7 protein-coding genes are annotated in these 14,813 nt (G+C 35.6%); all 7 read right to left on the bottom strand.

Annotated elements, in window-relative coordinates; genetic code table 11:
- Positions 1 to 225 precede the first annotated feature (225 nt).
- The 7 genes from RR409_RS03880 to RR409_RS03850 all read right to left on the bottom strand — a co-directional run bounded on the left by RR409_RS03880 (position 226) and on the right by RR409_RS03850 (position 14,739).
- Complete coding sequence (locus RR409_RS03880) at positions 226 to 2,079, bottom strand: S8 family peptidase (protein ID WP_332556410.1); 1,854 nt, start codon at positions 2,077 to 2,079, stop codon at positions 226 to 228.
- Positions 2,080 to 2,234: 155 nt separating this feature from the next.
- Positions 2,235 to 4,193: a S8 family peptidase gene (locus RR409_RS03875; RefSeq protein ID WP_332556409.1), complete on the bottom strand. Its 1,959-nt coding sequence runs from the start codon at positions 4,191 to 4,193 to the stop codon at positions 2,235 to 2,237.
- A 24-nt stretch (positions 4,194 to 4,217) separates the two neighbouring features.
- The gene (locus tag RR409_RS03870; RefSeq protein WP_332556408.1) at positions 4,218 to 6,218 is read right to left on the bottom strand and encodes a S8 family peptidase; all 2,001 of its coding nucleotides are present in this window, start codon (positions 6,216 to 6,218) and stop codon (positions 4,218 to 4,220) included.
- Positions 6,219 to 6,283: 65 nt separating this feature from the next.
- Positions 6,284 to 8,275: a S8 family peptidase gene (locus tag RR409_RS03865; RefSeq protein ID WP_332556407.1), complete on the bottom strand. Its 1,992-nt coding sequence runs from the start codon at positions 8,273 to 8,275 to the stop codon at positions 6,284 to 6,286.
- A gap of 132 nt (positions 8,276 to 8,407) precedes the next feature.
- Positions 8,408 to 10,285 (bottom strand): S8 family peptidase, encoded by a 1,878-nt coding sequence (locus RR409_RS03860; RefSeq protein WP_332556406.1) that lies wholly within the window; start codon positions 10,283 to 10,285, stop codon positions 8,408 to 8,410.
- Between the two features lie 378 nt (positions 10,286 to 10,663).
- Positions 10,664 to 12,562, bottom strand: a complete 1,899-nt coding sequence (locus tag RR409_RS03855) for a S8 family peptidase (protein ID WP_332556405.1) — start codon at positions 12,560 to 12,562, stop codon at positions 10,664 to 10,666.
- On the bottom strand, positions 12,559 to 14,739 hold the full coding sequence (locus RR409_RS03850; RefSeq protein ID WP_332556404.1) for a S8 family peptidase: 2,181 nt from the start codon (positions 14,737 to 14,739) through the stop codon (positions 12,559 to 12,561). Before RR409_RS03850 ends, RR409_RS03855 begins: the two co-directional genes overlap by 4 nt.
- Positions 14,740 to 14,813 lie beyond the last annotated feature (74 nt).

Genomic DNA, 14,813 nt, shown 5'->3' with positions numbered 1-14,813 from the left:
TTACTTTATTGTCCTAGACATGTAAATAGATAGTTAAAGCACCTTTCATAGCCTATTAGTTAACCCATTGCCATATCTTCCATTTTACAATAAGCAAATTTAATTCTCTCAACTATTAAATATAGATGTTCAAGCCTGAATAAATGTTGTTTTATATAGACATACTTACAATCCTAAGAATCCCTAAACATTTACTAGTTTAAGGGTTAATTTTTAAAAATGTCCCTAAATAAAACTTTCATCTATCACTCTGTTATACAATTCCTTTGGAATATTTATATAAATCTCCTTTGGAAATACAACTAGATCTCGTGATAACGGATTGTTTGAAAGCTCACTTAGAATTCTAAATAATTCATTAATGGATAACACCCCATAACCTACCTCTCTATTGGGATACTGCATCCCTTCCTGCCTTTCACTTGCTGCAATTAGATAGGTTCTTAACCTTGAAGGGAACATTTGAATATCGTTTCTCTGCACTATTCCCCATTGTAGTAAAAGGGCAATAACTCCAGCTAAAACTCCCCCTGCCATAGCCGCTCCGCTAGCAACTAAATATCTACCATTTAATCCCACAGTCAATATATTTGTTCCCGAAACACCTGTTCCCGGTTTTACTCTCATATCTCTTGTATATCCTCTTCCTGACTCAGCCGGAACCTTATTGATTACTTCATTAAAGTGGGTGCCAGTGAGGATATTCCTTGCTGTGGATGGAATCATTAGAGTTATAGTCTCATCAGATTTTAAAAATTTTGTGTCTGTGCTTAATAATTCTCTTTGAAGCATCCAAGCATCATATCTTCTGCGTAATATAGCATCTCCTAAAAGTTGAATTTGCCAAATGCCACCTTTAACTCCCCTCATTGAAAGAATTATAGCCTGACTTCCTTCAGTTTGTTCTTGAATAAGAAATCGAATTTCTACTACAGTGTCTTGAATAGTAACTTCAACTATATCCTCTTTGGCTAATGGAGCTTGTATTCTCTCTATGGTTTCTCCACTAGGTGATATTATTCCAATGGATATTCTATCTCCTAGGATTAGATAAATAGCCATGCAAAAGTTCTTTTCACTTTCATCTATCATTATATCTATGGTTCTTACATCTCCAGTTCCTGTTAAAAACCCACTAGTGTGAGTGTCTGTATTCCCTTGATTACCGCTAGTATTTACCACCACAAAACCTCTTTGGTTAACTAAAAAGTCGATATACCTCTCTAGGGCATCAGACCCATCATGCCCTCCACAGTTACTTCCTAGGGGCACATACACTACCATAGGCCTATTTTCCCTAACCTGTATATTTGATAAATACTTTAGTGCCAATCCAATATCTGTAGTCTCGTAGATATTTCCTTTTCTTTCTTCTACTCCATTTAGTTCTAAGGTATTATTTTTTGATTCCTTTAACTTAACTATAGCAAACTCGCACCTTGGTACTAAACTTATTAAATCGTCATTGCCACCTAAATTCCTTGCCCCTACAATTCCTGCAATAGCAGTTCCATATCCACTATCATCCCTATGGCTAACTACTGCATAAGGATCTCCACCCTCTTTACTTATTCTTATAGCTTCATTGATTTTTTCTCTAGGATACTCTGTTCCAAAGGTGTTATTAGGTATTGGTCCTATATCTAAAGTTTGATCCCATATAGTTAAAATTCTACTTCTACCATCTTGAGTCATGAATCTTTCATTTAAATAATCCATGCCTGTTCCTATAATTCCAACTATTACTTCCTGTCCTTCTAAGTTCAATCCCTCCTTATCGAATACTAGTGGAACATAAGGCTCGTTAGATATTTGCAGATTAGAGAGATTGAATAAATAACTCTTTTGAATGTTAATTATTTCAGGAACATCTTGCAAAAGTCTTTCTAGCATTCCTCTTTCCACAGATACAATGGCAGAAAAATTATCTGAAAAATAAACTACACCGTAATCAATCTTTTCAAAAGCTTCAAATATATTTCCTATAAAATCCACAATGTAATTTTCATAATCTTCATTAAGATAGTAGTCCTGAAATACATTCTTTTCATTGATTTCTCTTATTCTCTCACCTCTCATTAATTTTCACCCCCTAACATCATTTCTCTGTGCCCGTATATTGAAAGTATACCTAAATCCAGATTATAAAAGAATATTCCTTCCCCTCTGAGCATTTGGGTGTTTCCTACTATAAATTAAGCTTTATAAAAAAGAAATCTCTATGGAAAATCTTTTCACGTCTTTAGTCTTCTATATACCTCAAAAGGAATGTTTAAGTAAAGATTTCTTTCTTCTAATGCCTTACAAGGATTTAATCTTAAATTCTCACTTTTTATTCTATTTAAATTATCTACAAGCTTTCTAAAACTAAATCTTCCATATCCCCATTGTTCATTGGGATATATTCCACCCTCTTCCCTTAAAGTTGCTGAAATCACATAACTTAATAGTTTTGGTGGATAAAGACTCATATCATTTCCTTCAACAAGTCCCCACTGATAAATCATTGCCACTGCGCCAGTAAGCAATGCACCTGCCAGCGCTGCTCCACTGGCAACCCTAAGTCGATCATTTAAACCAGCTGTTAAAAGATCCATAGCTCCCATGGTTATTGATGGTTTAATGCTTCCAGCTCTTGTAAATCCTCTTCCTGATTCCAAAATCATACTATTATCTACTTGATTATAATATGAAGTTACCAATGCATTTTGTGCTGTAGACGGGGTCATCAAGGTTGTACTTTCATCAGGTTGTAAAAATCTTGTTCCAGGTTTTAATAGTTCCTTTTGTAGAAGCCATATGTCATATCTGCCCTTGATTACATACTGTGCATTAAGATTTATCTGCCAAATACCTCCTTGGATATTTCTTATTAGTACGTCTATCCTTTGATCTCCACCACTTTCCTTTTCCTCAAAATACTGTATAGTAATATTGCTATTGCCTAAAGTCTCATTAACAGACTCTCCATTTACCTTTGGAACAGTCAGAACCTCTATACCTTCTCCTGTAGGGGATATCAGTCCAACTGTTATTTTATCCGGTTTTAAGGCGTAAACAGAAAAAAATAAATTCCCCTCAACAGGATTAACATTAAAAGGTATAAACCTTTGCTCACCATTCCTAGTAAAATTACCACTGGCATGACCTCCAGCATCTCCCTGATTTCCTGTATTACAAACCATAGCAAAATCCCTTTTTTCTGCTGCGAAGTTCATATACCTCTCCAATACTGTTGCTCCATTATGCCCCCCAGAGTTACTGCCCAATGCTACATAAACTACCATAGGTGTTCTTATCCTTTTTTGTAGGTCTTCAAGATACCTAATCCCTGCCTCTATATCAGAATCTTGATATACGCCTATGTCTACGTTATCGATTCCGCTTAATGCTAATATATTTCTCTTAGCTTCTTTAAGCTTAACCACAGCAAAGTTGCATCTAGGAACTGCACTTATAAATCCATCTCCTTGCCCAAGATTTCTTCCACCTATAATTCCTGCAATAGCTGTACCATGGCCTACTTCATCCATATGATTTACTATTGTGTACGGATTACCTCCTAATGCTCTTATTCTTAATGCTTCATCAATGTCTTCCTTATTAAACTCTGTTCCTCTAAAGAAATTCTTAGGAGGAATATCTTCATTCAATGTTTCATCCCAAATGCCAACAATTCTACTACTTCCATCAGGATTCATAAATCTTGGATTCAAGTAATCAATTCCTGTGCTGATAATTCCAACTGTTACTCCGATACCCTGAAGATTTGTTGTTCCCATATCTAAAGTCTTATTGCTATACAAATTATTACTATTTTTTAAATCAGAAAGGGTATACGGAAATCCTTTTTGAATATTAATAATTTCTGGTACATCCTTTAATAGATCGTTAAGCTTTCCATTTTCCACAAATAAATAGGCAAAGAAACTTCCCATATAGAATAAATCAGCATAGGGAAGTTTATTTATGCGACTCTGAATATCTCCTACAAATTCAATGAGATAAACCTCATGATCTTCACTAAAGTAGTATTCTTTAATAGTTTTTTTAGTAATGTCATTGCCCGTATTAGTATTGTTTTCCTCTCTACCTTGAGTAGGATTATTTTTAGTTGAAAGTGTTGTGTTTTTTTCCGAACTTATAGTTTTAATATTATTTAATTTCCAATTTCGAAACTTATCATAATCCATATGTTTTCATCACCTTCCACCTTATTACAAACTACTTTTTAACCGATTATATACGTCTAAAGGAATATTAATATAAATATTATTGGCATTATTCTTTTCTATACTAGCAGTAAGTTGGGTATCTCCTAACATTTCCCTATGATCCCTTTTCGTAGATTTACTTGCTACTCTATTAAGATTTTCAATCAATTTACTAAAGCTAAATCTTCCAAATCCCCATTCCTCATTTGGATATATTCCTCCGTCATCTCTTAAAGTTGAGGAAATAATATAACTTCTTAGTTTTGGAGGATAAAGATTTGGATCGTTTTTTTCCACATTCCCCCATTGATAAATCATAGTAACCGCTCCTGTAAGCAATGCCCCAGCCACGGACGCCCCACTAGCCACTATAAGGTTATTATTTAATCCTAAAGTTAAAATATCTATTGCTCCCATGGTTGTTGAAGGCTTAATTATCCCATATCTAGTAAATCCTAGGCCTGATTCAGGAACTATACTATTTTCAATTTGATTATAATAAGAAGTTATCAAGGAATTTTGAGCTGTAGAAGGAGTCATTAAAGTTGTGTATTTATCTGGCTCTAAGAACCTTGTTTCTTTCTTTAATAATTGTTTTTGAAGCAGCCAAATGTCATATCTTCCATTTAACACATATTCAGCCCTAAGGTTTATGTACCAAACTCCACTTAAGGCATCTCTTATTAGTACATCTACTCTTTGTACCCCACCGCTTTGGCTTTCTTCGAAATATTGTAGGGTAATATTGCTATTACCTAAAGTAGCATTAACTGACTGACCACTCTTGGCTGGAATATTCAAGAATTCTATTTTCTCTCCTACAGGAGACGTTAACCCCATTATTATTTTATCTGGTTTATTAGTATAGAAAGAGAACATTAGAACTCCCTCAGAATCAGCTAAATTAACTAGAACAGATTTTTCTTCACCGACGGTTTCCAAGATTCCACTAGCATGACCTGCAGCATCTCCTTGATTTCCTGCATCACAAACAACAATAAAATCTCTTCTTTGTGAAGCAAAGTCTATATATCTTTCGAGCACAGTTTCTCCTCCATGTCCTCCAGAATTGCTCCCCAAAGCTAAATAAACTACCATAGGTTTCTTTAAGTTTCCTTGAACCACTCTCAAGTATCTTATGGCACCTGATATATCCGTATCTTGATATATCCTTCTATCTCTTCTTTCAATACCATCTAATCTTAATGCATTTTCCTTGGCTTCCTTAAGTTTAACAATGGCAAATTCACAATTTGGAACTACACTTATAAAGTTATCTCCCTCATCAAGATTTCTTCCACCCACAAGTCCAGCAATAGCTGTACCGTGCCCTATGTCATCTTTATGGTTTACTACAGTGTATGGATCGCCCCCGGTATTATTTAGCTCTATTGCCTCATTAATTTTTTGCATTGTAAATTCTGTACCCCGTATAAAAGTATTTGGTGGTTCAGCTTCATTTAGGGTCTGGTCCCAAATAGCTACAATTCTAGTACTTCCATCAGGATTTCTAAACCCTGGATTTAAATATTCAATTCCTGTACTTATAATTCCCACTATTACCCCTTGCCCTTTCAAAGTTGTTGTTCCTAAATCCAAAGGCATAGCTTTATTTAAATCATTACTTATCTTTAAATCTGAAAGAGTATATGGAAAACTTTTTTGAATGTTTATAATTTCTGGAACAGCTTCCAAGGTCTCATTTAGCCTTCCATTTTCCACAAATAAATAAGCAAAAAACTGCCCTGTTGTATACATTTCCGCATAAGGAACCTTGTCTATACTGCTTCTAATATCTCCTACGTATTCAATAAAGTACACTTCGTAATCTTCACTTAAGTAATATTCCTTTAAACTCTTCTTTGCAATTTCAACTTTTTCAGAGTTTTCAGGGGCTTCTCTATACTTTTCCATTCTCTCTTTTTCCTGGTCCGAATCTTTACTTTTACAATATATGTTTTTTTTTAGGCAATTTCTTTTTACTATAGACTCCTCATGAATCATAGTTTCAATTCTCCTCTCCCTTATCTGGACCTTCTGTTATTAGCATTTTATATGATTCACATAACTTATCTCTTCAAGATTTTATTGAACTTTAACCTATCACGTACTTCCTTAGGTATATTAATATATACCTTCGCTGTAAATCGCTCCGCAGTATTCTCCCTTTTATCTATTTTTTCTAAATCCTTCACATCATAACTCCATGAATCCTTATTCCTTGAAAATATAGCTCCTTCTTCTAAAGATTCATTTGTTCTTGGAAATTTCTCTAAGTTTTCAAACATCTTTTCTATACTAATTACACCATATCCCCACTCAGGATTAGGATAACTTACTTCTTCTTTCTTTAAGGTCGAACTAATCATAATATTTCTTGGCCGTTGGGGTGAAAGATCCGTAATATTTTTATCTACTATTCCCCACTGTAGTAAAAGAGCTGCAGCTCCTGCTAAAAATGCTCCTGCCACTGCCATGCCACTTACCACTATTAAGTTATTATTCAACCCCGTTGTTAACACATTCACTGCTGGACAAGTTACTGCTGGTTTGATTCTTCCATCCCTAGTAAAGCCCCTTCCTGACTGTGGAAGAATGGCATTTGTTTGTTGATTATACCCTGCAGCGGTTATAATATTATTGGCAGTAGTAGGAAGCATAATTGTAGTGTACTGATTGGGATCTAAAAATCTTGTATTATTCTGTAAAAGTTCCTTTTGTTGTAACCAGATATCATATCTTCCATAAGCAACAAATTCCGCGATAAAATCAAATTCCCAAATACCTTCCTTGGCATTACTAAATAATATTTCTGTTACCTCTTCTCCTATTTCCCCACGCTGTTCAAAGAATCGAATTTGTATTAAAGTTTCTCCCAAAGAAAAGGATAGATATTGATTGTTTTCGGGAATGGATATTTTTTCACTAACTTCTCCTGTAGGTGATTTTATAGTAAAAGAAATTCTATCAACGCTTGAAGTATACGCAGAGAAAAATATTTTTTCTTGATTCTTACCTATATTTAGTCTCACAACTCCTGGACTTCCAGCCTCAGTAATATTTCCTGTAGCATGAGTATCACTATTTCCTTGATTACCACTATTACCAACAAAGATAAGATCTTTTCTTTGAGAAAACAAATCTATATATTTTTCTGCCACAGTTAACCCATCATGCCCACCTTGATTGCTACCTACGGGAACATAAATTACCATAGGCTTTTTAAGACTTAACTGTAACTCAGACAGATATCTAATGGCCGAAGTTACATCTATACCTTGATAAACGTCAACTTTTGTATTTTCTATCCCTACTGCTTCCTTGGCTACCTGTTTAGCCTTATTTATCTTTACTATTGCATAGGTACAATTTGGTACAATACTTTTAAATTCTTCATCTTCACTTAATATTCTTCCACCTATAATTCCTGCTAAGGCTGTACCATGACCCACCTCATCTCTATGAGGCACTATTTCATAAGGGTTCCTTCCTTCATTTCTATTTCTTATTGCTTCATCTATGCTTGCCCTTCTGAACTCTCTCCCCTGAACAAAGCCCTGCGGTGGGTAACCTTCCTTAATGCTTTGATCCCAGATAGCTTCTATTCTGGTTTCTCCTTGTTCAGACATAAATCTTGGGTTTAAGTAATCAATACCAGTACTAATAATTCCTACTACCACATCATTTCCTTGTAAAGATACATTTCCCTTATTAATTGCCATTGGATCATTAACTTCGTTTACCACCTGTAATTCTGATAGGGTATATGGAAAGTTAGTTTTCACATTAAAAATTTCAGGTACATCCTGTAAAAGGTTATTTATCATTCCTTTTTTTACGAATACTACAGCAAAGAACTTTCCTGGCAAATACACATCTGCATAATCTAGCTTATCAATGGTTTCTTTAATATTTCCTACATACTCTACGAAATAGCTTTCATAATCCTCGCTTAAGTAATATTGTATGTCGCTTAGCTTTACAGGCGTTATTGATTGCTCTTCCTCACCAACTTGTTCTCTATTATCTTTATTAAACTTAGCTCTATTCCTTAAACTCAAATTGCTCCCTCCCATTTCAATCCACAAATTACTAATCTAGTAATAAATTAACTCTTTGAATAGTGATTCAACTATTTTTTATTTTTAAACTTAATATCTATTTAGAGCTACAAATTTACCCTTTCGTTTTCCCTATTTATTCTTGCTAATTGTGGTAACCTTCTCATAAATCTGTAGAGGTATATTAACATACAAAATACTTGAATTTTTTAATAACTCCTGTCTATACTCAGGTTTTACGGATTCCTGATTATTTTCACCTGATGATTGAAGTTGTGGTGTTTCAAGAAATACACCTCTCGATGCCACTTCCTCGTTCCAAACCTCTATAGCATTTCGCACACACAAGGTTCCATAACCCCAAGTGGGACCTGGATACTCTACATCTGTCCTAATTCTTCTTGCTCCCTTCAAAAGAAAATACTTGAGTCTTTGACCATAAAGGTAAGGATCTCTTCCCATAATTAACCCCCACTGCATAAGCTGTGCTGCCCCACCAGCTACACAAGGGGTTGCCATGGATGTTCCTGAAAGAGAATCGTAACCTCCCCCGGGAATAGGAGCTTCAATATTTTCTCCTGGAGCTACGATATCTGGTTTAACAGGCACTAGAATTTCATTCCCCCTACCTGAAAATGCAGATATATTTCCATTGATGTAGTTGTAACTACCTACAGTAATTACTGCCGGTACTGTGCCTGGTATTCCTACAGTATTATAAATAGTAGGATTCAAAAACCTTGTATTTGGATTTAAGCCTTCCGCTATTGGAAGCCAAATATCATAAGATCCTCTAATTCTAGTTTGAGCTGAGGTCATCACCAGAGTCCATACCCCGGCACTTAAAAACTCACTTTGAGCCACAAGACTTATAATGATTTCTCCATTAATGTTAAATGGAGTTGGCCCACTGTTATAAATATAATATGCATCTGTTCTAATACTACCTTCTGTAAAACTTCTTGTTAGTCTTAGCACTCCTGTTCTGCTACCATTGGGTGCAATAATATCCAAGTTAACGTCCCTTAAGAAGGTCTTATACAATTGGAAAATTATAGCTCTTTCCTCATTGGCAATATTCACATTTATTCTTAACTCATTGGTAATCTGTCCTCCAATATGATGAGCCTTATCCCCTTCATTTCCTGCAGCAATAACAATGGTTACTCTCTCTAAATTGGATATAGTTTCAATATATTGTTCTAAAAGACTTTGCCCATCATGAGCACCGTCATTAGTGCTAAAACTAATGTTTATCACAAGAGGTTTATTCAACTCATCTGCTCTGGTTACAAGAAATCTTATTCCTCTCATCAACTGAGTGCTTTTTGCATAGTTAGTTAATCCTTCTCTGGTCATTTTCACCATAGCGATAGAGCTTTGAGGAGCAACTCCTATGTACCTTCTCTCTATGTTTCCTCCAGCACAAGCAATACCCGCCACATGAGTTCCATGACCTATTCTGTCTACATGAGGTACTATACTAAAAGGGTCTGGAGAATTGAGTGCCCTATTAATTTCTTCCCTTGTATAAATTCTTCCGTTATCATCCAAGTCATAGATATAATCTATCCTTGTTTCTCCATTGGTATCTCTAAAGGCAGGATGTGTATAATCAATACCTGAATCAATAAACCCAATAAGTATACCATTTCCATTTAATCCGTATATCTGAGCAGCTTCTGTAACACAAGCTGCTCTATTACTTGGCTCAAAGGCTAAAAACAAATTTTTAGGCAATTCGATATAAAGTATTTCTCTTATATTTGCCACATCTCTAACCACGTTGATATTCACTGTAACAATGCCATAACCAAACCCTAAATCTTCAAAGGTTCCCCCTAAGGCCTGAACTTGAGCGTTTACTGCATCTCTATTATTTCCATACAAAATTATTAATTCTATCTGTTGAGATTCTATGGTTTCTTGCCCATATATACCACTCAGCTTAGCCCTAATTCCCTGTGGTAGATTCAAAAGCAGATTAAGCAATCCATCACTCTTTTCCAAAACTACCCCTCCCAGAATATTCTATATATCCATCTTATGCTATATTGATGTTTTGGTTAAAAATATGTGTTATTAATTATTTAATACTATCATCCTGCATTATATAGAGATGCATTATCATCCATTGGATTTTGCTCTAAGCCACATACCACTGCATCTTATTTATGATTGTTCAAAAATAAGAAATATAAAAAGTCCATATGAACCATTCCTTTAAGTATGTTCCATATAGACCTTATATAGTTTATTCTCTTTTATAACTATCAGCTCATTCATTTCATGCTGATTTTTCCCTCTCTGACATCTATGGAAATTTATTTTTCCTACTTAACATTACTTATTTATTATATATTTTGTAACACATAGAAATTGGTACCACTATAAAAGTCTTTCTATAACCTCTTGAGGCATTTTGGTATGAACATTGCTACTAAAGACCTCCAATGCACTGCTTTCATGATCCCTTATGGAGGGAACATTTAGTTGAAGATTTCTAATAGCATTGAAGGTACCTTCCAAATCCAATATACCATAGCCCCATTCAGGACTAGGATAAGTGTCTCCTGGCCTTTTTCTAGTTCCCCTAATTAAATAAGTTCTAATCTTATTTACATATAGATTTACATCATTTCCATCTACAATTCCCCATTGAAAAATCAAGGCTACTGCGCTGGCAAGAACTGATGCAGCCATACTTGAGCCACTATCTTGTGTAGTTCCTCCCCCTACAGCTGCAGTTAATACTTCAAATCCACCTGAGGTAACATCTGGCTTTATCCTTCCATCCCTTGTATATCCTCTCCCTGATGGAGGGTACAAAATATTCAAATCTTGGTTGTAGGTACCCGTAACTAGTGCACTTCTACTCGTAGCTGGAATTTGTAGAGTTACTAAGGGGTCAGGATTTAATAGTCTAGTTTCTGGCCTAAGTAGATTACTGCTCGATAACCATAAATCATATCTTCCATTTACTATAAATTCACCAATAATTCTAAGTTGCCAAACCCCTGGTTTTATATCTCTAATCAACACTTTTACAAAAGTGTCTCCAGTTATACTTTCTGGATAAAAGTAATCCACATTTACAGTGCTCTGTTCAAAAATAAACTTAAATTCTTGGCTCTGATTTCTCCTAATGGGGATTCTCTCCACAGATTCACCACTAGGAGCAACTAATCCTACAGATATCTTATCTGGTTTACTAGCCCAAAGAAAAACTGTTAGTGCCCTTTGATTTGCACCTACATTTATCTCCACAATATTTACTTCCCCTGATCTATTTAGAACTCCACTTCCGTGTCCCTCTGCGGTGCCCTGATTTCCCGTACCTGTTACAACGGCTACTCCTCTTCTTAATGATAGATAATCAATATACCGCTCTATTGCAGCACTACCATCATGTCCTCCAAAATTTGAACCCAATGGCATTAATATAACTAAAGGCCTATTCAATTCTCTCTGAACCTGTATAAGATAGCTCATGCCTAGTATTATATCTGTGGTCTCATAAATAGGGCCAGCACCCTCTGCATCAAATATTCCAAGCCGTTCTAAGGAACTGGTCTTTGCCGGCCTTAACTTTACAATAACAAATTCACAATCTGGAGCACCTCCAATGACTTCACCTCTTCCCCTAGCCCCTACGATTGCAGCATCCGCAGTTCCATGACCAATTTCATCCCTATGATTAACAATATCATAGGGGTTTTCTCCTCTTAGACTTGCTTCTATAGCTGTATTAATTTGTTCTCTAGTAAATTCTGTACCATAACTAAAGTTTTTTGGTGGAGGTCCTGTTAATACTGTTTGGTCCCAAATGGATATAATTCTTGTTCTATCATCCTCAGTCATAAAATCAACATTTAAATAATCTATTCCTGTATCTAACATTCCAACAATTACTCCATTTCCCCTTAAAGTTATATAAGGGTTCTCATGAAATATAGATATATTTGCTGTGTTTATAGGGGATAAGGCTGTTAGAAAATACCCTGCACTTAACTCAGAAACAACTAATTCCTGAACATCCTGAAATAATTGTTTCTCCATGTCTTTTCTTACTGCAACTACGGCATAAATGTTATTGAGCACAAATGCACAAGCATAATCTATCCTCGATAATCCTTCTCTTATATTTCCACTATACTGAACTATTAAGTTAATATAGTCTTCACTTAAGTATTTTTCTCCACAAGTAGCGTCGGTTTCAAAGACAACAAAGCTTTGTAGTGGAATTTCAACGGTTTCTCTTGTTTTTGTAACCTTATCGTCTTTCAAGGCCTACACCCCCAACAAAGTGTTTGTCTCTGTGCAACTTGTAGCCTATAATAGGTATCGCTAGGAATGTTCACGAATAAGTTTTTGCTTAGCTTTTCTTTCAATTCCTTATCGCCTCTCATGACATCTGAGCTTCTTAAGTTTTCGAAGGTTCTTAACAAATCCAATGTTCCATATCCCCACTCTGTATTTGGATAAATGTCTCCTTGTCTTCTATCTGCTCCAGTTATCAGATATGCTGCTATTGTTGGTCCATAAAGGCCTAAATCATTTCCTTTTACAATGCCCCACTCTAAAATCATGGCACAAGCCCCAGCTAGTACTGCTGAAGCTGCACTAGAACCTGTAACAGAGATAGTTTCATTGTTTAAAAACGTAGTTGCTACATCCACTCCACCTGTGGCGATTATTGGTTGAACTCTTCCATCCCGAGTGTACCCTCTCCCTGAGTCTGGCGTCACAGAGACATTTCCTTGATTGTAAAAAGCTGTAGTTATTATATTTAATGCAGTTCCTGGGGCTGCTACTGTAGTGTAAGCATCTGGATTAATAAATCTGGTATCTCCATTTAATAATTCCTTTTGAGGTAGCCAAACATCATATCTTCCATTTACAATGTATTCTCCATAAAGTCTGATTTGCCAGATTCCTTCCCTCGAATTAGCAATATAGATAACAACCACTTCATCTCCTGTTTTTTCATCAGGTAGTGAATATTCAACTCTTATAGTACTCCCTTCAAAAACAAAAGGATAAACTTCTTCTCCCTTTAATTTCACAGGAAATCTTTCAATAGTTTCTCCACTAGGAGATACTATTCCTATAGAAAATCTATCTGGTGATTTACCATAAATTCCAATGGGAACTATCCCTTCAACATCATCAATGGTTATTTCCACATTTTTTACCTCTCCGGTTCTTCTGAATATTCCACTGGTGTGGGTACCACTATCTCCCTGGTTCCCACTACCTGCAACAAAAACTATTCCTCTTCGAACTGAATAAATATCAATAACTTTCTCCAATGGAGAACTACCATCTGCACCACTAAAATTAGTATTTAAAGGTATAAATATTACCATGGGCTTTCTGTATCTAGTATGTGCTTCAACAAGATATCGAACTGCTAAAATTAGATCTATAGTTTCATAAACTGGAATCCTTGGCTCTACTATTCCCATCTTTAATAGGTTAACTGCTTTAGCATATTTTAGTTTTACCATAATAATATTGCATTCTGGGGCAGCTCCCATGGGGATATTCACCCCAGTAGCCGCTGCAACTCCTGCGGCAGCTGTCCCATGTCCTATAGTATCCCTTTGTGGGACAATACTGTAAGGGTCTCCTCCATTTCTTCTAGCCTCTATGGCTTGGTTAATTTCATTCTCTGTGTATACACTTCCAAACTTAAAGCCTCTAGGTGGAGTTCCTCCTTCTATGGTCTGGTCCCAAATTTCCAGAATTCTAGTTCTCTTATCTAAAGTCATGAATTCCTCATTTAAGTAGTCTATCCCAGTGTCTAAAAATCCAATTATTGTGTCTTTTCCAGTAAGCTTAATGGCCTCACTAATATGAAATACATTTATATTTGCAGCTTCACTAGGAGATATTATGGAAAGTGTGAAGGGTTGATTTTTCTCTAAATAAACGTTTCCTTGATACTGTTTTAATAATTCATTAAACCTTCCTACTCTCACAGATAATGCTATATTCACTGGACTTAAAGGAAAGGCACAAGCATAATTTAATCCTTGTATGGCTTCAATAAAACCATCTTCAGTTTCCACAATATAATTTTCATATTCTTCACTTAAGTATGCCTCTGTGCAGTTCAAAACACTTTCAATTCCTAACCCTACACCACTCTCAATAGGTATGTTTGTTTCTGCTGTAGAAGGTGGTGTTATCTCTGGCTGTGTTGGCACCAATATTTCTGTTGGTATAGGAGTTGTTTCTACAGGTATCTCTAATTGCTGTGGGCCTTGCATAGGTGTTTCCGTTACTGATATTGGTGCTATCTGCGATGTTATATCTACTTCTTGCCCTTGTATTGGTGTTATTGCTTCCCCTCCTATAGATGTATCTATCTGCTGGGGTTCTTGATCCGGTATTTCAGCTATTTGCTCTTGAGTTTGTGGTGGACTTTCCCTAATTATCTTCGAAAATATTTCTTTCATGTCCTCACCTCGCAAACTTCTTCAAAATTAATAAGTTAGCTTTTAACCTATTGATTTTCAATAAGTTGATTTTT

The sequence above is a fragment of the Clostridium sp. genome (genome assembly GCF_036642255.1).
Classification (GTDB): Bacteria; Bacillota; Clostridia; order Clostridiales; family Clostridiaceae; genus Clostridium_J.
The sequence above is the reverse complement of the archived record's forward strand: the minus strand, read 5'-3'. Positions and strand labels throughout refer to the sequence as shown.

Bases quoted from the DNA above. Each gene is read 5' to 3' on its own strand.
- RR409_RS03850 (WP_332556404.1), bottom strand. From the start codon at position 14,739: ATGAAAGAAATATTTTCGAAGATAATTAGGGAAAGTCCACCACAAACT.
- RR409_RS03875 (WP_332556409.1), bottom strand. From the start codon at position 4,193: ATGGATTATGATAAGTTTCGAAATTGGAAATTAAATAATATTAAAACT.
- RR409_RS03880 (WP_332556410.1), bottom strand. From the start codon at position 2,079: ATGAGAGGTGAGAGAATAAGAGAAATCAATGAAAAGAATGTATTTCAG.
- RR409_RS03870 (WP_332556408.1), bottom strand. From the start codon at position 6,218: ATGATTCATGAGGAGTCTATAGTAAAAAGAAATTGCCTAAAAAAAAAC.